Below are 21,154 nucleotides of genomic sequence, written 5' to 3' on the forward strand. Positions count from 1 at the left end.
TACAAGCTTCGATGGCTACATACGATCTGCGCGGCAAGAAGACGTTGATCACTGGAGCAGGTAGCGGAATCGGCCGGGCAACGGCCATCGCTGCTGCGGGAGTGGGAGCCGAGCTCTTCCTCACCGATATCAACGGCACCGGTTTGGCCGAGACGGTGGACCTGGTCGGTCGCGCGGGCGGTACCGTCAGTCACTCGTTGGCCTTCGACGTGTCCGATTTCGAGGCCGTCACCGCTTTCGCGGACGACATTCATGCCGAGTTCGGCAGCCTGGACGTCGTGATGAACGTCGCCGGTATCTCGGCGTGGGGAACCGTCGAGAATCTCGAGCACCGGCACTGGAAGTCGATGGTCGACGTCAACCTGATGGGGCCGATTCACATCATCGAGAAGTTCCTACCTCCGATGATCGAGGCCGGACGCGGTGGCCATCTGGTCAACGTCTCGTCGGCCGCCGGATTGATTCCCCTGCCGTGGCACGCTGCCTACAGCGCCAGCAAGTACGGCCTGCGTGGAGTGTCCGAGGTGCTCAAGTACGACCTCAAGCGTCACGGAATCGGCGTCAGCCTGGTGGTGCCCGGTGGCGTCAAGACCGGACTGGTGCAGACACTGCAGATCGCCGGCGTCGATCGTGACGATCCGCGCGTGCAGAAGTTGCAACACCGTTTCGAGAAGCGTGCCGTGGAACCGTCGGTTGTCGCCGATGCCATTCTCGCCGGAATAGCCAAGCGCAAGTACCTCGTCTACTCCTCCAACGACATCAGATTCGGATACTGGGTCGCGAGAAAGTTCGCCCCGCCCTACGAGTTCGTACTGCAGAAGGCAAACGATCAGTTCTCCAAACTGCTCGAACCGCGTCGAGTCGAGGGTTCGTCGAAATCGACGTCCAACGTGCGCGCACCCGGCCCCGAGTAGGACAGCTCGTCGTGCGGATTGGCCAGCGCACAGCCTGCCAACGACAGGCAACCGCAGCCGATGCACCCGGTCAAGTTGTCCCGAAGCCGAGTCAATTGCTCTATCCGAGAGTCGAGTTCGCGATGCCACTGCGTCGAGAGCCTGGCCCAGTCCTCGCGTGTCGGCGTCCGCTCGTCCGGTAGTTCGCTCAACGCCTGCCGGATGTTCGCCAGTGGGATCCCGACCTTCTGCGAGATCCGGATGAAGGCGACCCGTCGCAGAGTTTCGCGATGGAATCTGCGCTGGTTACCCGAGGTTCGGCGGCTGCTGATCAGTCCCTGTTTCTCGTAGAAGTGCAGCGCCGAGACCGCAACTCCGCTGCGCTCGGACAGCTGGCCGGGGGTCAATTCGCGGACGTTCCACTCGGGCATCGGCACGACCTCGACCATACTTCAGGTCCTGATCCCAGCGGCGGCACACGAATGGGTTTACCGTTCGTTCATGAGTGTCGATGCGGCTGCGGGCCCATTGGGTGCCAACTCCGAGGTCGGGGTGCTGCGCACCGTCATGCTGCACCGGCCGGGAGACGAGCTTCGGCGCCTCACGCCGCGAAACAACGACCAGCTGCTGTTCGACGGTCTGCCGTGGGTCGATCGGGCACAGGACGAGCACGACGCGTTCGCCGATCTCCTGCGTGGTCGTGGGGTCACGGTACTGCTCCTCGGTGATCTCCTCACCGAGGCCATGACCGTCAGCGGCGCAGCGCGAATGCAGGGTATCTCCGCCGCCGTCGATGCCCGACGGCTCGGCCGGTCGCTCGCCGAGGACCTGGCCCAACATCTGCGGGGTGTGCCCGCGGCCGAGTTGGCGCAGATCCTGATGGCAGGCATGACATTCGACGAATTGCTCGAGGCGGAGACGGGGGAGCCGCAACCGATCGGGGCATCGCTGGTTCGGCGAATGCATCACGGTGGGGACTTCGTCATCGATCCGCTGCCGAACCTGTTGTTCACCCGCGACTCGTCGTTCTGGATAGACGATCGAGTGGCGATCACCTCGCTGGCTCTGCCTGCCCGAGTACGCGAGACATCGCTGACCGATCTGATCTACGCATTCCATCCGATGTTCCGGGGCGTGCGGCGCGCCTACGAGTCGCGGACGGCTCCGGTCGAGGGTGGGGACGTGTTGCTGCTCGCCCCGGGTGTGGTGGCCGTAGGAGTGGGGGAGCGCACCACGCCCGCCGGTGCAGAAGCGTTGGCGCGCAGCCTGTTCGAGGACAACCTGGCGCACAGCGTGCTGGTGGTGCCGATCGCGCAGGAGCGCGCGTCGATGCACCTGGACACGGTGTGCACCATGGTGGACACCGACGCGGTGGTGATGTACCCGGCAATTCAGGACACGTTGTCCGCCTTCACCATTCACCGCGAGGACACAGGCGTGAGTATTCGCGGGGCCGACCCGTTTCTCGAGGCCGCCGCCGATGCGATGGGCATCGGCAAGCTGCGGTTGATCGATACCGGACTCGACCACGTCACCGCCGAGCGCGAACAATGGGACGACGGAAACAACACGCTGGCCATTGCCCCGGGAGTCGTCGTGGCATACGAGCGCAACGTCGAAACGAATGCACGGCTCGAGGCGTCGGGCATCGAGGTGCTGCGGATCTCCGGATCGGAACTGGGCTCGGGGCGAGGCGGTCCCCGATGCATGTCGTGCCCGGTGTCGCGCGAGAGGTTGTAGCGCTCTAGAGGACCGTCTGCACCTTGTCGGCGGGGCGAGCGAGCACAGTGCCCTTGTCGGTCACCACGATCGGGCGCTCGATGAGAATCGGATGCTGGGCCATTGCCGCGATCAGCGTGTCGGCGTCCGCGCCTGCGAGCCCCAGTTCCTTGTAGATGCTCTCGCGAGTTCGAATGGCCTGACGGGGTTCGAGTCCGGCGTCGGTGAGAAGCGTGCGGAGTTCGTCCTCGGTGGGTGGCGTCTCCAGGTATCGGATAACCCGCGGCACCACCCCGGCTTCTTCGATCATTTTCAGCGCTGTGCGAGAGGTGTTGCATCGCGGATTGTGGTAGACGGTTGCCGAGCGGGTCATGTTTGCAATCCTGCCACGCGGGTAGCCACCCCGACAGATTCACGCCAGGAACGGAGTAGTCGATATGACCGACAAGCGCATTGTCATTGCAGGTGGCCACGGCCAGATCGCCCAACATCTGACTCAGGTGCTCACAGCGCACGGAGATCGTGCGGTGTCGCTGATTCGTAACAGCGATCACGTCGATGCCGTCACCGCGCTGGGCGCGCTGCCGCAGGTGATCGATCTCGAATCGGCTTCGGTCGAGGAGGTGGCCGCAGTGCTGGCAGGTGCCGACGCGGTCGTGTTCGCGGCAGGTGCAGGGCCCAACAGTGGCCCCGAGCGAAAGGACACGGTCGATCGTGCAGGTGCCGTGCTGCTGGCCGATGCCGCCGAGAAAGCCGGTGTTCGCCGCTATGTCCTGATCAGCTCGTTCGGTGCCGGAGAGCCGGTCGCCGAGGACTTGGACGCCGGTTGGAAGGCCTACATCAAGGCCAAAACCGCTGCGGAAGAGGATGTTTCGGCTCGAAGCGGTCTGGACTGGACAATTCTGCGACCGGGCAAGCTGACGGATGACGATTCCACCGACTCGGTGTCCCTGACCGAGCCGCCGCTGGACTCGGGCGAGGTCACTCGCGCCGACGTGGCCGCCGTGATCGCTCGGTTGCTGGAAACCGATGCAGCAGTGGGCAAGACGCTGATGTTGACGTCCGGTCCGACGTCGATCGTCGACGCAGTCGACGCGCTCGGATAGGGCATCGACCGTGCGCGTACACATCGATTCGTCGAACACCACCCCGGTGTTCGAGCAACTGCGAATGCAGATTCTGGGGTTGGTGAGATCCGGCGATCTCATTGCCGGTACCAAGATTCCGACGGTCAGGGGTCTGGCCGAGGAACTCAAGATCGCGCCGAACACGGTGGCGAAGACCTACCGCGAACTCGAGCAGCAGGGGATCATCGAGACGAGGGGCCGATCCGGTTCGTTCGTCGCGTCGGGCGGCGATCCGTCACGCGACATCGCGGCTCGGGCGGCGACGGAGTTCGTCAGGACGGTCCGGTCCATCGGCCTGGACGACGACCAGGCTCGTTCGTTCCTCGAATCTGCCCTCAAAGGTGCGAGCGGCAGTTGAGTTGACGCTTCAACTTACTTCTGTCAGGGTTGGGCTGCCCGTATAGCCCTGTCAGAAGGATGTGTCATGAATTCCACCGTCGTCCGCGACGCCGTTGCCCTCGTAGCTCGGATCGGCCTGGGTATCGTTTTCATCGCCCACGGCTGGCAGAAGCTCAACACCTACGGACTCGACGGCACCGCCGCGAGCTTCGAGATGATGAACATCCCGCTGCCCACAGCGTCCGCCTACTTCGCCACGTTCGTCGAACTCGTCGGCGGCGGTGCGCTCGTACTGGGTATCTTCACTCCCATCGCCGGCCTGCTGTTGTTCCTGAACATGCTCGGTGCTGCCGTCTTCGTCCACTTCGAGAACGGCGTCTTCGCCACGGAGAACGGATACGAACTGGTCGTCGCTCTCGGCGTCGGCGCGCTGCTGCTCGCCGCATTCGGTGCCGGACGCGTCAGCATCGACGGACTCACCAAGGGCAAGACCGCGCTGCTTGCTTAGGTCGTTCCGCAGGCTCCACTCCCGCTGTCGTGATCGCTCAGCGCCAGCTCGGCAGCCACAACTGTTGCTGCCACATCTGCGGCGTGATCGGCATAGCGGTCAGAATCGGCCACAGCCAGACGAAGTTGGCTATCACCACGGCGAGGTACAAGGACACCAGTAGTAGTCCGGTACCTCGCCGTTCGGCCGATGCGGTGGCTTTGCCGATGATGTCGCCCAGCACCAATGCGAAGCCCATCACCATGAACGGCGCGAGCGCCACTGCGTAGAAGTAGTACATCTGTCGGTCGAGTGTGGTGAACCAGGGCAGTAGCGCTGCGGAGTACGCGACGAGCACTGTTGCGTAACGCCAGTCGCGTCGGACGAACACCGACCAGATCACCCAGGCCAGCATCGGCAGGGCCAGCCACCACATCGCTGGCGTGCCGATCAGCATGATCGCCTTCACGCACGAGGACGCCGAGCACCCGGACACACTCTCGCCGTCGGCGAAGTAGTACAGCATCGGGCGCAGGCCCATCGGCCAGGTCCACGGCTTCGATTCCCAGGGGTGGCGGTTGCCGGCCGAATTGGTCAAGCCCTCATGGAATTGCAGCACGCTGCTGCTGTAGAACCACAGGGACCGCAGCGCGTCGGGCACGAACGAGAACGGACCGCCTGCGCCGACGCCACTGCCGACCTCGTGTCGATACACGCCGGTCTCGGAGGTGAACCACGCCCACCAGGTCATCAGATACACCGCGATCGGAACGATCACCAGCGCGTACAGCGCAGGCCCGATGTCGCGCAACGCTGTTCCGCGCCACGGGCGTGCGACGCCGTAGGACCGCCGCGCCGCCACATCGAATGCCACACTGAGCAATCCGAAGAACGCGATGAAGTACAGCCCCGACCACTTGGTGCCGCAGGCGAGACCCAGCATGACGCCGGCCCCGAATCTCCACCAGCGCACGCCCATTCGCGGCCCCAGCACACTGGCATCGATTCGACCTTCGGCCCGCACCCTCGACAGACGCCGTCGCATGTCGTCGCGGTCGACCACCAAGCAGCCCAGTGCAGCAGTGACGAAGAGAGCGAGAAAGATGTCCAGCATGCCTATTCGGCTGCTGACGAACGTCACGCCGTCGACGGTCAGCAGAATCCCTGCGATCGCACCGACGAGAGTCGATCGGGCGAGCCGTCGCACGATCCGAATGACCAGCAGTACCAACAAGGTTCCGGCGACGGCCGACGAGAAACGCCAACCCCACCCGTTGTAGCCGAACAACGCTTCCCCGACGGCGATCAACTGTTTGCCGACCGGCGGATGTACCACGAGGCCGTATGCCGGGTTGTCCTCGAGGCCGCCGCCGGTCAGTACCTGATACCCCTGCGGCGCGTAGTGCTTCTCGTCGAAGACCGGGGTTCCCGCGTCGGTGGGGTAACGCAGCATCGTGAATCGAGTGATCGCGCAGATGACGGTGATGACGACGGTGACGATCCAACCGCGTCGGGCATCGGTGTCGTGGAACCAGTCGCGCGCGGCAACGGTGGGCCCGGGACTGACCATCGACCGGTCGCCGGAGCGCTCAGAGGTCGTCAAGGTCACGTACCGATCGTAGGCGTTGATCGGCAGTGCCCGACACGCCGCTGTATCGCATGCGGGACACTGGAGGCATGCTCATCCTTGCCGCCACCCCGATGGGCGACGTCGGTGATGCCTCGCAGCGCCTGCGTGATGCCCTCGGCAGTGCCGAGATCGTCGCTGCCGAGGACACCCGGCGCACCAAACAACTCGCCTCGTCTCTCGGCGTGGCGATCACGGGCAGGGTCGTCAGTTTCTACGACCAGGTCGAGACGGCCCGCCTTCCAGCTCTCGTGGAGGCCGTGGCCGAGGGCAGGACGGTGCTGTTGGTCACCGACGCCGGGATGCCGTCGGTGAGCGATCCCGGATATCGCCTCGTGGCGGCATGCGTCGAGGCCGATCTGCCGGTGACGTGTCTGCCCGGTCCGTCGGCGGTGACGACCGCGCTCGCGTTGTCCGGCCTGCCCGTCGAACGGTTCTGCTTCGACGGGTTCGCGCCACGCAAGCAGGGCCAGCGTCGTACCTATTTCCGATCGGTGCTCGCCGAACCCCGCGCCATCGTCTTCTTCGAGGCACCGCATCGTCTCGTCGCCTGCCTCGAGGACGCTGTTCACGTACTCGGTGCCGACCGGCGGGCGGCGGTGTGCCGAGAGCTCACCAAGACCTACGAGGAGGTCCGACGCGGCGGCCTCGGCGAGCTGCTCGAATGGTCGCGAGACGGAGTGCGCGGCGAGATCACCGTTGTGCTCGAAGGTGCCGTCGCCGTCGCCGAGGAGCCGGAGGACCTCGTTGCCGACGTCGAGACGTTGGTGGCGTCGGGCATGCGGTTGAAGGACGCCTGCGCTCAGGTTGCCGTCGACGGCGTCTCCAAGCGTGAGGTCTACGAGGCCGTTCTCGCCGCTCGAAAAGAGCAGTAGGGGGTCAGCCCACCACTTGCTGTCGCAGGCCCTCGGTGGCCGCTTCGATGATCGTCTTGGTTCCCTTCTTCACGAGGAAGCCGGGTAGCGGGATCTTCGGGTCGACCGTCAGCTCGAACTCGACGTGGGTGCTGTTGCCCTTGGGCGTCAACGTGTATCGGCCGTCCTGGGCCTTCTGCTGAGTGCTCTCGACGAGAGTCCACGACACCTCGTTCTCGGACCAGGTGTACTCGACGAGCTGCTCGTCGTTGACGCCGATGATCGAGACGTGCATCTTGACGTGGTGCGGCTTGCCGTCGTCGAAACGATCGACCACCTCGCACTTCTTGTGGACCGGGGACCACGAGGGCAGGCCCTCGACGTCGGCGAGAACTTCGAGGATTGCCGATGCATCTGCGTCGATGTCGACTGACTTGTTCGCTGTGACTGCCATGGGGAGAAGGTATCTCAGCTTTCTCTGCTGGGGCTGACGTTCCGCGCGAACTCGCCGATCGCTCTCAGCGCACGACGGGCCTCGGGAACGAAATCGGCTGCCTGGAACACGTGCACCTGATCCTCGTACACCTGGAGTTCGCACTCGACTCCGGCGACAGCGAGGCGCTCGGCCATGAGTTCTGCGTCGGCATAGACCATTTCGGTGGAACCGACCTGAATCAGCACCGGCGGCATCCCGGTGAGATCACCGTCGACGGGCGAGACTCGCGGGCCCCGTCGGCCGTCGACGACGATGCGCGCATCGACGCGATCGGCCAGTGCGGTCAGCGCCGGAACTGCGTCGGCCGGAAAGACCGAACACTTCGATGCGTTCTCGTGATCGAGCTTGCCGGAAGGGTCCATATCGGTGAGCGGAGACATGGTGAAGATCCCTGCGGGGGCGGGCAAACCGACGGTGCGCAGCGCCAGGGTGACCATGAACGCGAGGTATCCGCCTGCCGAGTCGCCGCCCAGGACGATCTGCTCCGGTCGGTAGCCGGAATCGAGCAGGAAGCGGTACGCGTCGACGCCGTCCTCGACGGCATGGCTGATCGGGTTGCGCGGCATCATCCGGTAGTTCACCGACAGCACCGAGCCGTCGACGCTCTTCGACACGCGCGAGGTCATCCGGCGATGGGTGCGCAGACCGCAGCAGACGAATGCGCCGCCGTGCATGTAGAGGACCACGCGATCGGTGCCGGTGCCCTCTGCGCGAATCCATTCGGCCTCGCATTCGGCCAGCATGACGCGGCTGCGGGTGGTGCCGCTGATCTGGGGGACGAGCAGTCCGGCGTAGTCGACCAACCCCATCGGCCATGGAAGCGACGGTGCCTGAGCCCAGACCGTCAGGAACGGACGCACGGTGAACTGCAGGTACTTGGACAGAATCTGCGACTGCAGGCTCGCGCCGCGGATGTCGCGTCGGCGTGCGGTGGCTGCCGGGTCGGTCGATTTCACTACGGTGAGCGCCGGATTCATAGCCGTCGCCTCCATCCCCGTCGTCGGTGCGCGGCGCGTGTGCGCCGTGCGTCGGAACCCCGCTCTATTTGGAACCCCTGGTAACGGACAATAGCGGGTACCTTTTCGTGACCGGACGTAAGGTCGTGTTCTGAGTCACATTCGGTGCAGTACCGTGACCGAAAACGAATGGAAAAGGGACAGCTCATGGCACTCATGCCCATCACGGAATCGATGTTTCTGATCGCCGAGTCACGGGAACACCCGATGCACGTGGGCGGTCTGGAGTTGTTCGTACCGCCCGGTGATCCGCACGACTTCGCCGAGGAAGTGCACCGCAAGTTCACCACCGGGGAGGTGCACGAACTATTCCGCAAGCGGCCGTCGCGTCCGGTACAGATCATGGGCAATCTGGCCTGGGCCTTCGACCCGGATGTGGACTTCGAGTACCACGTTCGGCGCACGGTGCTGCCTGCTCCCGGTCGCATTCGTGAGCTGTTCCAATTCCTGTCGCTCAATCACAGCGCACCGCTCGATCGCTACCGTCCGATGTGGGAGCTGCACATCATCGAGGGACTGGCCGACGGCCGAATTGCGTTGTACACCAAGGTGCATCACTCACTGGTCGACGGCGTCAGCGCACTGAAGCTGATGCAGCGCACGCTCACCACCGATCCCGACGATCGAAACGGCGTCGCAACGTGGGACCCGTCGCTGTTCGGTCGACGCAAGAAGCAGGCCGCCGTCGAGCAGCCAGGACGGCTTGCTCAGCTGGGCACCGGGCTCTCGATGGGACGCAAGATCGTCGGGGACTTGGTCGACTTCGCACCCGCGTCGGCGCGAATCGGGTTGCGCGCGTTGAAGAAAGAAGGAGCGCAGCTGCCGTTGCGAGCGCCGCGCACCATGTTCAACGTGCCCATCGGCGGTGCGCGCCGCTTCGCCGCCGAGAGCTGGTCGATCGAGCGCATCCGCACGGTCGGTACGGCACTGGATGCGACGCTCAACGACATGGTGCTCGCGATGTGCGCCGGGGCGCTGCGGGCGTACCTCATCGATCAGAACGCGTTGCCCGAGGAACCGCTGATCGCGATGGTGCCGGTCTCGCTCCGCAAGGAGGGCGACGACAGGGAGGCCGGTAACTCGGTGACGGTCATCCTGTGCAATCTGGGTACCGACGAATCCGATCCGATCCTGCGGCTGGAGCGAATCAAGGATTCGACCGTCAAGGGCAAGCAGATGATGAGCGAACTCAACACTCTCGAAGCGCTCACCGTCGGCGCAATCACCATGGCTCCGTTGCTGTTCGGCCCGGTGCCGGGATTCGTCGACTACACCCCGCCGCCGTTCAACGTCATCATCTCCAACGTGCCCGGATCCAAGGAAGATCTGTACTGGAACGGTGCGAAACTCGACGGCATCTACCCGGCATCGATCGTGGCCGACGGGCAGGCGCTCAACATCACCGTCGCCAGCAACGGCGATTCGTTGAACTTCGGGCTCATCGGATGTCGACGCAGTGTGCCGCACCTGCAGCGCATGCTGACGCATCTGGAGAACACGTTGGAGGAGCTCGAAAAGACCTTGTGAGAGCGGCGGAGTGCTCTACTCGTACTTGGGGAACACCGGCGTCGGGGTCGGCAGTGCAGTACCGGGCACCGAACGTGTTGCGATGTCGGTGAATTCGCGATTCGACGCACCGAGCAGGTCGAGGATGCGCGACGCGGAATCGGGCATGACGGGCTGGGTCAGGATGCTCACGATGCGCAGCACCTCGATCGTCACGTACAGCACGGTGGCCATACGATCGGGGTCGGTCTTGCGCAGTACCCACGGTTGCTGCAGCGAGAAGTAGCGGTTGGTCTCACCGAGCACCGACCAGATCGCTTCGAGCGCGGAATGGATTGCCTGCACGTCGAATTCGCGTCGGCAGATTTCGAGGAGTGCATCCGCGCGAGCCAGCATCGCCTCGTCCTCGGCAGTGAATTCTCCCGGGGTCGGGAGCGCTCCGTCGAGGTTCTTGGCGACCATCGTCAGCGAACGCTGCGCGAGGTTGCCGAGTTCGTTGGACAGGTCGGCGTTGACGCGGGCGACGATGGCCTCGTGGCTGTAGCTGCCGTCCTGACCGAACGAGACCTCACGCAGGAAGAAGAATCGCACCGGATCGAGACCGTAGTTCTCCACCAACGACTTCGGGTCGAGAACGTTGCCGAGAGACTTGGACATCTTCTCGCCCTTGACGTTCAGGAACCCGTGCACGAACACCCGCTTGGGAAGCTCGATGCCCGCGGACATCAGGAACGCAGGCCAGTAGACGGTGTGGAAGCGGGTGATGTCCTTGCCGATGATGTGCAGATCGGCCGGCCAGAACTTCCGGTACGACTCCGACTCGATGTCGGGATAGCCGGCACCGGTGAGGTAGTTGGTGAGTGCGTCGACCCACACGTACATCACGTGCGCGGGATCGCCGGGTACCGGCACACCCCAGTCGAACGTGGTTCGGGAGATCGACAGGTCGCGCAGGCCGCTCTTGACGAAGTTCACGATCTCGTTGCGGCGCGTGTTCGGTGCGATGAAGTCCGGCGACGCGTCGTACAGCTCGAGCAGTTTGTCCTGGTACTGCGACAGCTTGAAGAAGTACGACGACTCCTCGGTCCACTCGACCGGAGTGTTCGTCTCCGTCGCGACGCGCGAGCCGTCCTCGCCGAGAGTGGTCTCGGCCTCGGTGTAGAACGCCTCGTCTCGCACCGAGTACCAGCCGGAGTAGGAGTCGAGGTAGATGTCGCCGTTCGCTTCCATCCGCTTCCACAGTTCCTGGCTGGCGGCGTGGTGATCGGCGTCGGTGGTGCGGATGAAGCGTCCGTACGAGATTTTCAGCAGGTCCTGCGCAGTCTGGAATGCGTCGGAGTTGCGCGCCGCGAGCTCGCGCACGTCCACGCCCTCGGTCTGCGCGGTCTGCTGCATCTTCAGGCCGTGCTCATCGGTTCCCGTCAGGAATCGCACGTCGTAGCCGTCGAGGCGCTTGAAGCGCGCGATGGTGTCGGTGGCGATGTACTCGTAGGCGTGTCCGATGTGGGGAGCGCCGTTGGGGTAGGCGATCGCCGTGGTGACGTAGAAGGGTGGCCGAGAGGCATCAGCTGGCGCAGTCATGGTGCGCCTACTCTAACGATCGTGAGTAGAGACCGTCCCGCACCACCGTTGCCCGAGCCCGTCGGCACCCTCGTCGACGCCCACACCCACCTCGATGCGTGCGGCGCGACCGACGCGGCGAGTGTGGCCGCCATCGTGGACAAGGCCGAGTCCGTCGGTGTCACGCGCGTGGTCACGATCGCCGACGATCTCGAGGCCGCGCGCTTCGCCGTCGACGCGGCGTCCTGGGATCCGCGGGTCTGGGCCGCGGTCGCGATTCATCCCACCCGCGCGAACGTGCTCGACGACGCAGCCAAGGCCGAGATCGAGCGGTTGGCGTCCGACCCTCGTGTGGTCGCCGTGGGGGAGACCGGGCTGGACTACTACTGGCCCGGCAAGCTCGACGGGTGCGCGACGGTGGCCGAGCAGCACGAGGGATTTCGCTGGCACATCGACCTGGCGAAGCGGCTGGGCAAGCCGCTGATGATCCACAACCGCGAGGCCGACGAGGACCTACTGGCCGCTCTGACGGCGGAGGGCGCCCCCGAGACGGTGATCTTCCACTGCTTCTCCGGCGGTCCCGAGACCGCGAAAGCGTGCGTCGACGCCGGCTACGTTCTCAGCTTCTCCGGGACGGTCAGTTTCAAGAACGCGCACGCGCTTCGGGAGGCCGCGGTGCTGGTACCGAACGAGCTGGTGTTGGTGGAGACCGACGCACCCTTCCTCACTCCGCATCCGTTCCGTGGTGCCCCCAACGAGTCGTACTGCCTGCCGTACACGGCGCGGGCGTTGGCCGAGATTCGCGGCCAGGATCCGGCAGAGCTCGCTGCGCACGCCACGGCAAATGCCGAGAGGGTGTACGGCCTCTAGCTGCTGAAGTTGCGGCGTGGGTACTAATTCGTTACCGTACCGTGACCGAACTCGGGCGTTTCCACGCCGAAGTCACGCTCGCAACCGCCAGGAATACGAAACTTGTCGACTATCAGACGCCTCAACTCCGCCCGTTCGACCACTCTCTACCTGGTCATCGCGGCCCTGTTGATGACGCTCGTCGCCGGCGGCGTGATGGCCGTGAGCCGTCACAAGACCGTGACCATCGACGTCGACGGCGACATGATTTCGCTGAGCACGATGAAAACCGACGTCAACAGCGCCCTCGTCGACGCGGGCTATGCCCCGTCGGACAAGGATCTGGTGGTTCCCGCTCCCGATTCCGGTCTGAGCGACGGCGACACCGTGGTCCTGCGCCGCGCCCGCGAGATCACGCTGAACGTCGACGGCAAGCCCGAGGACATCTGGACCACCGCGTTGACCGTCGAGGAAGCACTGCAGCAGACCGGCCTGGCCGAGGACGTGCACGTGTCCGCCTCGCGCTCGGAGCGGCTGCCTCTCGACGGCACCGAGTTGGACGTGGCGCTGCCCAAGCAGGTCTCGCTGGTCGACGGCGGAGCCCCCGCCGCGCCGGTCACCCTGGCCGCACCGACCGTGCGTGAATTTCTCGAAGCAGCCGGAGCGCCGCTCGAGGAAGCCGACACCGTCAGCCCCGATCCCGACGCCACCGTCACCGACGGCGCAGAGATCGTCGTCACCCGTGACCGCACGGTCACCAAGACCGAGACCACCGATACCGATGCTCCCGAGCAGCGCATCGAAGATCCGACGATGAACATGAGCCGTACCGTCGTCGAGAACCCGGGTGCGCCTGGCGTCTCCGACATCACCTGGAAGATCAACATGGTGAACGGCGTCGAGGTCGGTCGCGAGAAGGTCGACGAGACGGTTCAGGTACCCGCGCAGCCGAAGACCGTTCGCGTCGGAGCCAAGCCGGGCACCGAGGTGCCACCGGTGGAGAACGGTGCGATCTGGGACGCGCTCGCGCAGTGCGAAGCGACCGGCAACTGGGCGATCAACACCGGTAACGGCTTCTACGGTGGCGTGCAGTTCGACCAGAACACCTGGGAACGTCAGGGCGGCCTCAAATACGCCCCGCGGGCCGACCTCGCCACCCGCGAAGAGCAGATCGCCATCGCGTCGGTGACGCAGAAGTCGCAGGGCTGGGGCGCATGGCCCGCTTGCACCTCGCGCTTGGGTTATCGCTAGTCACGTAGAGTTTCCGCCGTGTCAGAACATGTGAGGGGAGCTGCGGCTCTGCTCGGCCCCGCCGAGGTGCGCTCCCTCGCCGCCGAGCTCGATGTGCGTCCCACCAAGCAGCTCGGCCAGAACTTCGTACACGACGCCAATACCGTTCGACGCATCGTCGCCTCCGCGGGCGTGGGCCCGCAGGACACGGTCCTCGAGGTCGGCCCCGGCCTCGGATCGCTGACACTCGCGCTGCTCGATGTCGCCGAGGCCGTCATCGCCGTCGAGATCGACCCCAAGCTCGCGACCCGTCTGCCGACCACGGTGGCCGACCGGGCCCCCACTCTGGCCGAGCGCCTGACGGTGATCGAGGCCGACGCCCTTCGCATTCGTGCCGCGGACATCGCCGGGGAGCCGACGGCCTTGGTGGCGAACCTGCCCTACAACGTCGCGGTTCCCGTGCTGATTCATCTGTTCTCGGAACTGCCGAGTCTTCGTGTCGCCGTGGTGATGGTCCAGGCCGAGGTGGCCGATCGACTCGCCGCGGTGCCGGGAAGCAAGATCTACGGCATCCCCAGCGTCAAGGCCCGATTCTTCGGGGACGTCAAAAGGGCAGGCGCAGTGGGTCGTTCGGTGTTCTGGCCGGTGCCCAAGGTCGAATCGGGACTGGTGCGCATCGATCGGTACGCCGAGCCGCCGTGGCCCACCGACACCGCGCATCGCAAGGCCGTGTTCGCGGTGATCGACGCCGCATTCGCGCAGCGACGCAAGACTCTTCGGGCAGCTCTCGCCGGTTGGGCAGGCTCACCGGTGGCAGCCGAACGCCGGTTGCGTGAGGCCGGAATCGACCCCACGGCGCGAGGCGAAACCATCGACGCCGCAGCGTTCGTCCGCTTGGCCGCCACCGAAGCCTGAGGGCCTCTCTACAGGTGGATGTCCGACAGTCGCGTCAGCTCGGTCCACCTCGACGCTTCGGCACGGGCTGCGGCCACCGGTGCGTAGCGATCGGCCTCGATCAGGACATCCAGCTCGAGACCGGTCATCGACGCGATGTCGGCCACCGGAACCTGGTAGGTCCGGTACGGGCCGAGCGGCGGGGGATCGGTCTCGAGCCGCAGCGGCTTGTCGAGGATCGGGTCGAGCGACGGCGACTGATCGAGCACGTATCCGGTGCATGCGGGAGTCGAATCCTGCGACCACGCCGCGATCTTGAAGAACTGCCGTGGAATGGCGACGCCTCGGTAGATCGGATCGTTTTCGGCGAAGATGCAGCCGCTGAAGACCGAGAGCTTTCGGCCGTACTGCTCGGCGTTTTCGAGGACGTAGTCCTCGAGCCCGAGCCACAGTGTCTTCGACTGGTTCAGCGTGGCCGTCTGCGGCGCGCACACGGTGTAGTGGAACGTGTCCTCGTTGGCGCGCTCGGCCACCGCACGCTCACCCCACACCGGATCTCGACGGCGAACCAGATGCCCGCGATCGAGATCGTTGTTCTTGTACAACTCGTTGCCGGCCTGCTGCGCAGCCGGTAGCCGATCGTCGAGTCGCCAATTGTCTCCCCGATCGACGTCCTTCAGGCTCGCGCCGTCGATGTTGACGCCGGTGACCGCGGCGAGGCGTCGGGCAGGGTCGATGGACACCGAGAAGTGGGTGTACGGCAGTACCACCACGTCAGCGCGGTCGGGCAACGGAACGTCGATGTCGGCCAGGAACTTCGGGTCGAAACCGAGTGGTGTCGTCATCTGCCCATTGACTCACGTACCGGTTACCGGAGGGTGAACCGCCGCGAGGTATCGCTCGTTCAGCCTCGCGTGCCGCTCGGCCACGACGCGGCATTCCTCGCGCAGTTCCGGCGGATCGAGCACCGTGAAATCGGTGTCGAACGCCGCCAGCCACCGCGCGATCGACGGCAGTGAATCTCCGGCCAACACCACCGCGCAGGTGTTCTCGTCGATGGATTCGAGTGTGCCCCATTGCTCGTCGATCATCGGAGCGATCGTCTCGAGGGGCGCGTGCAACGCGATCCGGGCCTGAACTCGGGCGAACGCACTATCGATTCCCTTCGAGACGAACGCCGCCGCACCGCCCGGCGGCAGCTGCCGGGGTGTGAACCGCGGACCCGTCGGAATCTTCGGAATCAGGCGATCCACCCGATACGACCGCCAATCCTCCCGCAGCACATCCCAACCCAGTAGATACCAGCGCGCCCCCGCCCGTACCAGGCTGTACGGCTCCACCTCGCGCCTGGACTCGGAACCGTCGTGCTTGCGGTAGTCGAACCGCAACCGCTCGTGTGCGTGGCATACCGCCGCCACCGTGGACAGCACCGACGCATCCACCGCCGAACGCGGCGTCTGTTCCACCACGTCGATGCGCAACGCGTCGAGCCGATGCTGGAGGCGTGAGGGCATCACCTGCCGCAGCTTCGTCAACGCCCGCAACGACGCCTCCCCGATACCCGCCACCGAGCCACCCGCCGCGGACTGCAACCCGAACGCCACCGCCAGTGCTTCGTCGTCGTCGAGCAGTAGTGGGGGCATTTCGGCACCGGGACCGAGTTGATAGCCGCCTCCGACTCCCGGCGTCGCATTGACCGGGTAACCGATGTCGCGCAGCTTGTCCACATCGCGCCGCAGCGTGCGAGGAGTGACGTCGAGCCGCTCGGCCAGTTCCGCGCCCGCCCAGTCACGACGCGTTTGCAACAGGGACAACAGTCGCAACAACCGAGCCGATGTTTCCTTCATGACGTCACGATGCCACGCAATGCGGACAACTACAGTCCGCATTGGCCCGTCGTCCCCGCCCTGGTGGTGAACTCGGCCGCTGTTTCTCCACTACTGTGGTTACTCGTGCTGTCTGTCGTTCCCACACCCGTCGTCGTTCGGGCCCCGTCGAAGGTGAATCTGCATCTGTCGGTCGGTGACCTGCGTCCCGACGGCTTCCACGAGCTGACGACGGTGTTCCAGGCGCTCTCGCTCTCGGACGAACTGTCGGTGGTTCCGGCCAAGACGCTCTCGGTTCGGGTGCGCGGCGACGACGCGAGGGTGGTTCCCACCGATTCGCGGAATCTGGTGTGGAAGGCCGCCGAGTTGCTGGGGCATCGGGTGGGGCGAGAGCCGTCGGTGGAGATCACCATCGACAAGGGAATCCCGGTGGCCGGTGGCATGGCAGGCGGAAGTGCCGATGCCGCCGCGACTCTGGTGGCACTGAACGCGATGTGGCATCTCGATCTCTCGCGTGACGAGCTCGACGAGGTAGCGGCCCAACTCGGCAGCGACGTGCCGTTCTCGTTGCACGGCGGAACCGCGGTCGGAACCGGTCGCGGGGAGAAGCTGCTTCCGGTGCTCTCGCGCAACAGTTTTCACTGGGTGTTGGCGTTGGCGAAGGGCGGTCTGCAGACGCCCGCCGTCTACAACGAACTCGACGAACTGCGTGCCAAGGGTGATCCGCCTCGCCTCGGCGGCACCGAGGATCTGATGCATGCGCTGGCGTCCGGCGATGCGCGTGCGCTCGCACCGTTGCTCGGCAACGACCTGCAGGCCGCTGCGGTGTCGCTGATGCCGCAGTTGCGTCGCACGCTGCGTGCGGGAGTCACCGCCGGGGCGTTGGCGGGCATCGTGTCCGGCTCGGGCCCCACCTGCGCGTTCCTGTGCGCCGACGCCGACGCGGCGGTGTCGGTGAGCGCTGAATTGTCCGGTGCCGGTGTGTGCCGCACCGTCCGTGTTGCGAGTGGGCCGGTTCCCGGTGCTCGTGTTGTCACTAGTGAATCGATTGGTTTTTCCTGATGGTCAATCTCGTCAATCTCGAAAACGTCAGCAAGTCCTTCGGCGTCAAGCCGCTGCTCGACGGCGTCTCCCTCGGCGTGCAGGAGGGCGAACGGATCGGCATGGTCGGCCTCAACGGCGGCGGTAAGACCACGACACTCGAGGTGCTCGCCGGCATCGAGCCGCCCGATTCGGGACGCGTCAGCCGCGTCAACGGTCTGCGGATGGCCGTCGTGACGCAGCGCGGCGTGTTGCCTCCCGGTTCGACGGTCGGCCAGGTTGTTCTCGACCCACTCGGAATGGCCGAGCACGAGTGGGCGGGTGACTCTCGGGTGCGAAACATCCTGACGGGCATCGGTATTGCCGATCTCGGGCCTGCAGGAAGTTCGGGACTCGACGCGCCGATCGACAACCTCTCGGGCGGTGAGCGTCGACGAGTGGCGTTGGCAGCGGCCCTGGTTCAGGATCTCGACCTGCTGGTGCTCGACGAGCCGACCAACCACCTCGACGTCGAGGGTGTGCAGTGGTTGGCTGCGCACCTGGTCAGCCGTCGCAGTGCGCTGGTGGTCGTCACCCACGATCGCTGGTTCCTCGACACCGTCGCCAATCGCACGTGGGAAGTGGTCGGCGGTGGCGTCGAGGCCTACGAGGGTGGCTACAACGACTGGGTGTTCGCGCGTGCCGAGCGGTCCCGCCAGGCGGACGCGTCCGAGGAGCGTCGACGCAACCTCGCGCGCAAGGAGTTGGCGTGGCTGCGCCGCGGTGCCCCGGCCCGCACATCCAAGCCGAAGTACCGCATCGAGGCGGCCGAGGCTCTGATCGCCGACGTTCCCGCCCCACGTGACTCCGTCGCGTTGTCCTCGTTCGCTCAGCGCCGTCTCGGCAAGGTCGTCATCGAGCTCGAGGACGCGCGCCTCGAGACCCCCGACGGCCGCGAATTGGTGAAGGACTTCACCTGGCGTCTGGCTCCCGGTGAGCGCGTCGGTCTCGTCGGCGTCAACGGTTCGGGTAAGACGACGATGCTCCGCACGCTCGCCGGTGAACTGCAGCCTGCCGCAGGTAAGCGCATCCAGGGCCAGACCGTCAAGATCGGTTGGCTGAAGCAGGAATTGGACGACCTGCCCAAGAAGCTGCGTGTTCTCGACGCGGTCAAGGAAGTGGCCGAGCGGATCACCCTGGGCGACAGAGAGATCTCTGCCGGCCAGCTCGCGGAGCGGCTCGGCTTCACCCCGGCGCGTCAGCGCACCCCCGTCGGAGATCTCTCCGGTGGCGAGCGTCGTCGGCTCCAGCTCACTCGCGTGTTGATGGCCGAGCCGAACGTGCTGCTGCTCGACGAGCCGACCAACGATCTGGACATCGACACCCTGCAGCAGCTCGAGGACATCCTCGACGGCTGGGCGGGCACCCTCGTCGTCATCAGTCACGATCGATACCTGATCGAGCGCATCTGTGATTCGACGTGGGCATTGTTCGGCGACGGCAAGCTCACCAACCTTCCCGGCGGCATCGAGGAGTACCTGCGCAGGCGGGCCATCCTCGCCGCCGACGCGACGCCGGACTCGTTGACCACCGGCGGGGCACCGCGCAAGGCCACCCGTGATGCGGCCTCCGAGCGCGCGGCCCGCAAGGAACTCAGCAAGCTCGAGAAGCTCGTCCTTCGGCTCTCCAAGCGTGAGGTCGAGTTGCACGCCGAACTCGTCGACGCGTCCACCGAGCAGGGCAAGCTCGTCGCCCTCGACACCGAGCTCAAGCAGGTCCTCGCCGACAAGGATGTCGCCGAGGAACGATGGATGGAACTGGCCGCAGAGCTGGAGTAGAGCCTGCGGCATGTGACTGGCTGAGTAATGAGTCGTTCCGCAGGCTCCACTCTGAGTAATGGGTCGTTCCGCAGGCTCCACTCCTGGCTTCGTAGCCCACTACGACGTTTCGCTCACGTGCCCGATGCGCATACTGGAGACATGGCATCGGTGGTCGCGGAAGTACTCGGTTCGGATTTTGCCCGTCTGCATCCCAAGGTTCAGTGGCGCTTCGGATTGCAGTCCTCGGACGATCTCGCTCAGTTCGGGGTGGGCGTGATGGAGGAGATGACGCATTCTCGGCTCGTGCCGCCGCCGCTGCTGTGGGCCGGACGCAAGCGCGGTCTCTTTCCCGCCGGTGTCGGCAAGGACGTGCCGTTCACCATTGCCAACTATGCGTATGTCGACGAACTGGGCCGCGAGACACTGTCTTTCGTGCGTCGCTTCGCTTTCGCGGGCCGCCCGCAGGGGATGAATTCGGTGATGGTGTCCTCCGCGGAGTCCAACAACTATGCCCTCGACTACCTGGGTTTCTCCTCGGACATGGTGGTGCACACCAGGTGTGAGGTCGATGCCGACGGTGGCCTGGTGCTCGAGAGCGAGGTGCCGCGATTCCTGCTCGGCCCACTTGCGCCGAAGTTGCCCAAGGTGGCGTCGGCAGTGACGATCGGTCGGGAGTGGTGGGACGCGGCCGAGGAGCGGCATCGCATCGAGATCGAGGTGAAGAGCCCGGTGCTCGGACAGCTCTTTCTCTATCGCGGTTGGTTCACTGCGGAAGAGCGGCCCTGCCTGTCCGCCGACATTCCCGGTGACGCGCGTCCGCGGTCGGTCGAGTCTCGCGAATAGCGCTACTCTTACGCGTCGAACGATCCGCGTGTGAAGGAGTCAACAGTGGCCGTTGTCGAAGCCGAGATCGTCGGTGCCGTAGGGCATATCGTCCTGAACCGGCCGGAGGCTCTGAACTCGTTGAACGGTGCGATGATCGAGGGCATCCGCGCCGCACTCGATGCGTGGCGCGACGACGACGCGGTCACTTCCGTTCTGGTGACGAGCAGTTCACCTCGGGCCTTCTGCGCGGGCGGCGACATCAAGGCGATTCGGCAGGCCGTCGTCGACGGTGACCACGAGGCCGGTCCGGCGTACTTCGCGGCGGAGTACGACCTCGATGAGCTGATCGCGAATTACCCCAAGCCCTACATCGCCGTCATCGAAGCGGCGGCCTTCGGCGGTGGCCTGGGTATCTCGATTCACGGCAGCATCCGCATCGTCACCGAGAACGCCGTGTTGGCCATGCCGGAGACGGCGATCGGTTTTGTGCCGGACGTGGGATCGAGCTACTTTCTCTCGCGCCTGCCGGGCCATGTCGGACGGTACCTGGCGCTGACGGGAACTCGAATCACCGGATCCGATGCGCTTGCACTGGGATTGGCGACGCATTTCTGCCCGAGTGACGCGGTGGACGGTCTGAAAGCCGACATCCTCGGCGGCATTGCCATCGACGAGGTGTTGGACCGACATACCACTGCGCCGGCGACGACCGAGCTGTCGTTCGACGCGGAGGCGGTGGCAGCAGTGTTCGAGAGGAACTCACTCGTCGACATCATCGACGCGCTGGTGTGCGACACCCCGTGGTCGCGGACGACGAAGACTCAGTTGGCGACGCTGTCGCCGACATCCCTGATGGCCACCGACGCACTGATCACACGGGGAGCGGACAGTACGTTGCGTGAATGTCTCGATCGGGAGTTGCGGATGGCGACGTGGATCATCACCGAACCGGACTTCGCCGAGGGTGTTCGCGCAGTGTTGGTCGACAAGGACCGAGCGCCGCAATGGAAGCCTCTGGTACTCGAGATGGTGCGACCAGAGGCATTCCAGCAGCTGTTGTGACCGA

At 65.2% G+C, this 21,154-nt stretch carries 22 protein-coding genes; 14 read left to right on the forward strand and 8 right to left on the reverse strand.

Going from position 1 to position 21,154, the window contains the following annotated elements; genetic code table 11:
* The first annotated feature begins 11 nt into the window (after window positions 1-11).
* On the forward strand, window positions 12-914 hold the full coding sequence (locus tag CH271_RS07315; protein ID WP_037191981.1) for an SDR family oxidoreductase: 903 nt from the start codon (window positions 12-14) through the stop codon (window positions 912-914).
* Here the strand turns inward: CH271_RS07315 and soxR are convergent.
* The gene (soxR, locus tag CH271_RS07320; protein WP_082323715.1) at window positions 830-1,330 is read right to left on the reverse strand and encodes a redox-sensitive transcriptional activator SoxR; all 501 of its coding nucleotides are present in this window, start codon (window positions 1,328-1,330) and stop codon (window positions 830-832) included. The genes CH271_RS07315 and soxR overlap by 85 nt on opposite strands.
* Window positions 1,331-1,394: 64 nt before the next feature.
* Here soxR and CH271_RS07325 point away from each other — a divergent pair, with 64 nt between their 5' ends.
* A complete protein-coding gene (locus CH271_RS07325) occupies window positions 1,395-2,633 on the forward strand; it encodes an arginine deiminase (protein WP_094633124.1) in 1,239 nt (412 codons plus the stop codon).
* A 4-nt stretch (window positions 2,634-2,637) separates the two neighbouring features.
* Here the strand turns inward: CH271_RS07325 and arsC are convergent, their stop codons facing one another.
* Window positions 2,638-2,985, reverse strand: coding sequence for an arsenate reductase (glutaredoxin) (gene arsC / locus CH271_RS07330; RefSeq protein WP_094633125.1), 348 nt, complete (start codon window positions 2,983-2,985; stop codon window positions 2,638-2,640).
* Between the two features lie 64 nt (window positions 2,986-3,049).
* Between arsC and CH271_RS07335 the strand changes: the two genes are divergently transcribed.
* The 3 genes from CH271_RS07335 (at window position 3,050) to CH271_RS07345 (ending at window position 4,586) form a co-directional block, all read left to right on the forward strand.
* Entirely contained in the window at window positions 3,050-3,718 is a 669-nt protein-coding gene (locus CH271_RS07335; protein WP_094633126.1) for an SDR family oxidoreductase, read from the forward strand.
* 10 nt (window positions 3,719-3,728) lie between these two features.
* A complete protein-coding gene (locus tag CH271_RS07340) occupies window positions 3,729-4,097 on the forward strand; it encodes a GntR family transcriptional regulator (RefSeq protein WP_037191990.1) in 369 nt (122 codons plus the stop codon).
* Window positions 4,098-4,163: 66 nt separating this feature from the next.
* Window positions 4,164-4,586, forward strand: coding sequence for a DoxX family protein (locus CH271_RS07345; protein WP_094633127.1), 423 nt, complete (start codon window positions 4,164-4,166; stop codon window positions 4,584-4,586).
* A gap of 37 nt (window positions 4,587-4,623) precedes the next feature.
* On the opposite strand, the gene CH271_RS07350 is transcribed toward CH271_RS07345, so the two are convergent.
* Window positions 4,624-6,135 (reverse strand): dolichyl-phosphate-mannose--protein mannosyltransferase, encoded by a 1,512-nt coding sequence (locus tag CH271_RS07350; protein ID WP_094633224.1) that lies wholly within the window; start codon window positions 6,133-6,135, stop codon window positions 4,624-4,626.
* A 107-nt stretch (window positions 6,136-6,242) separates the two neighbouring features.
* Between CH271_RS07350 and rsmI the strand changes: the two genes are divergently transcribed.
* On the forward strand, window positions 6,243-7,067 hold the full coding sequence (gene rsmI, locus CH271_RS07355) for a 16S rRNA (cytidine(1402)-2'-O)-methyltransferase (RefSeq protein ID WP_256986299.1): 825 nt from the start codon (window positions 6,243-6,245) through the stop codon (window positions 7,065-7,067).
* A 4-nt stretch (window positions 7,068-7,071) separates the two neighbouring features.
* Here the strand turns inward: rsmI and CH271_RS07360 are convergent, their stop codons facing one another.
* Window positions 7,072-7,500, reverse strand: coding sequence for an SRPBCC family protein (locus CH271_RS07360; RefSeq protein ID WP_037191993.1), 429 nt, complete (start codon window positions 7,498-7,500; stop codon window positions 7,072-7,074).
* Window positions 7,501-7,514: 14 nt separating this feature from the next.
* The gene (locus CH271_RS07365; protein WP_037191995.1) at window positions 7,515-8,534 is read right to left on the reverse strand and encodes an alpha/beta hydrolase; all 1,020 of its coding nucleotides are present in this window, start codon (window positions 8,532-8,534) and stop codon (window positions 7,515-7,517) included.
* Between the two features lie 171 nt (window positions 8,535-8,705).
* Here CH271_RS07365 and CH271_RS07370 point away from each other — a divergent pair, with 171 nt between their 5' ends.
* Window positions 8,706-10,085 (forward strand): WS/DGAT/MGAT family O-acyltransferase, encoded by a 1,380-nt coding sequence (locus CH271_RS07370; protein WP_037192253.1) that lies wholly within the window; start codon window positions 8,706-8,708, stop codon window positions 10,083-10,085.
* A gap of 15 nt (window positions 10,086-10,100) precedes the next feature.
* Here the strand turns inward: CH271_RS07370 and metG are convergent, their stop codons facing one another.
* Window positions 10,101-11,645: a methionine--tRNA ligase gene (gene metG, locus CH271_RS07375; protein ID WP_094633128.1), complete on the reverse strand. Its 1,545-nt coding sequence runs from the start codon at window positions 11,643-11,645 to the stop codon at window positions 10,101-10,103.
* A 21-nt stretch (window positions 11,646-11,666) separates the two neighbouring features.
* Between metG and CH271_RS07380 the strand changes: the two genes are divergently transcribed.
* From CH271_RS07380 to rsmA, 3 genes are all read left to right on the forward strand, one after another.
* Window positions 11,667-12,494 carry a TatD family hydrolase gene (locus CH271_RS07380; RefSeq protein WP_094633129.1) on the forward strand — a complete coding sequence of 276 codons (828 nt, stop codon included), beginning with the start codon at window positions 11,667-11,669 and terminating at the stop codon, window positions 12,492-12,494.
* Between the two features lie 102 nt (window positions 12,495-12,596).
* Complete coding sequence (locus CH271_RS07385; protein WP_094633130.1) at window positions 12,597-13,724, forward strand: resuscitation-promoting factor; 1,128 nt, start codon at window positions 12,597-12,599, stop codon at window positions 13,722-13,724.
* Window positions 13,725-13,742: 18 nt separating this feature from the next.
* Window positions 13,743-14,618: a 16S rRNA (adenine(1518)-N(6)/adenine(1519)-N(6))-dimethyltransferase RsmA gene (rsmA, locus tag CH271_RS07390; protein ID WP_037192003.1), complete on the forward strand. Its 876-nt coding sequence runs from the start codon at window positions 13,743-13,745 to the stop codon at window positions 14,616-14,618.
* Between the two features lie 8 nt (window positions 14,619-14,626).
* On the opposite strand, the gene CH271_RS07395 is transcribed toward rsmA, so the two are convergent.
* Together CH271_RS07395 and CH271_RS07400 are read right to left on the reverse strand one after the other, a co-directional pair.
* Window positions 14,627-15,442, reverse strand: a complete 816-nt coding sequence (locus tag CH271_RS07395; RefSeq protein ID WP_094633131.1) for a DNA/RNA non-specific endonuclease — start codon at window positions 15,440-15,442, stop codon at window positions 14,627-14,629.
* Between the two features lie 12 nt (window positions 15,443-15,454).
* Window positions 15,455-16,444, reverse strand: coding sequence for a helix-turn-helix transcriptional regulator (locus CH271_RS07400; protein ID WP_094633132.1), 990 nt, complete (start codon window positions 16,442-16,444; stop codon window positions 15,455-15,457).
* A 105-nt stretch (window positions 16,445-16,549) separates the two neighbouring features.
* On the opposite strand from CH271_RS07400, the gene CH271_RS07405 reads away from it, so the two are divergent.
* The 4 genes from CH271_RS07405 (at window position 16,550) to CH271_RS07420 (ending at window position 21,150) form a co-directional block, all read left to right on the forward strand.
* Window positions 16,550-17,485: a 4-(cytidine 5'-diphospho)-2-C-methyl-D-erythritol kinase gene (locus CH271_RS07405; protein ID WP_094633226.1), complete on the forward strand. Its 936-nt coding sequence runs from the start codon at window positions 16,550-16,552 to the stop codon at window positions 17,483-17,485.
* Entirely contained in the window at window positions 17,485-19,281 is a 1,797-nt protein-coding gene (locus tag CH271_RS07410) for an ABC-F family ATP-binding cassette domain-containing protein (RefSeq protein WP_037192012.1), read from the forward strand. Before CH271_RS07405 ends, CH271_RS07410 begins: the two co-directional genes overlap by 1 nt.
* A gap of 141 nt (window positions 19,282-19,422) precedes the next feature.
* Window positions 19,423-20,106, forward strand: a complete 684-nt coding sequence (locus CH271_RS07415; protein WP_094633133.1) for a DUF4166 domain-containing protein — start codon at window positions 19,423-19,425, stop codon at window positions 20,104-20,106.
* Between the two features lie 45 nt (window positions 20,107-20,151).
* Window positions 20,152-21,150 (forward strand): enoyl-CoA hydratase/isomerase family protein, encoded by a 999-nt coding sequence (locus tag CH271_RS07420; RefSeq protein ID WP_094633134.1) that lies wholly within the window; start codon window positions 20,152-20,154, stop codon window positions 21,148-21,150.
* Window positions 21,151-21,154: the final 4 nt, after the last annotated feature.

Origin of the sequence: Rhodococcus sp. 05-340-2, assembly GCF_002258915.1 — a bacterium.
In the GTDB taxonomy this organism is placed as follows: Bacteria; Actinomycetota; Actinomycetes; order Mycobacteriales; family Mycobacteriaceae; genus Rhodococcoides.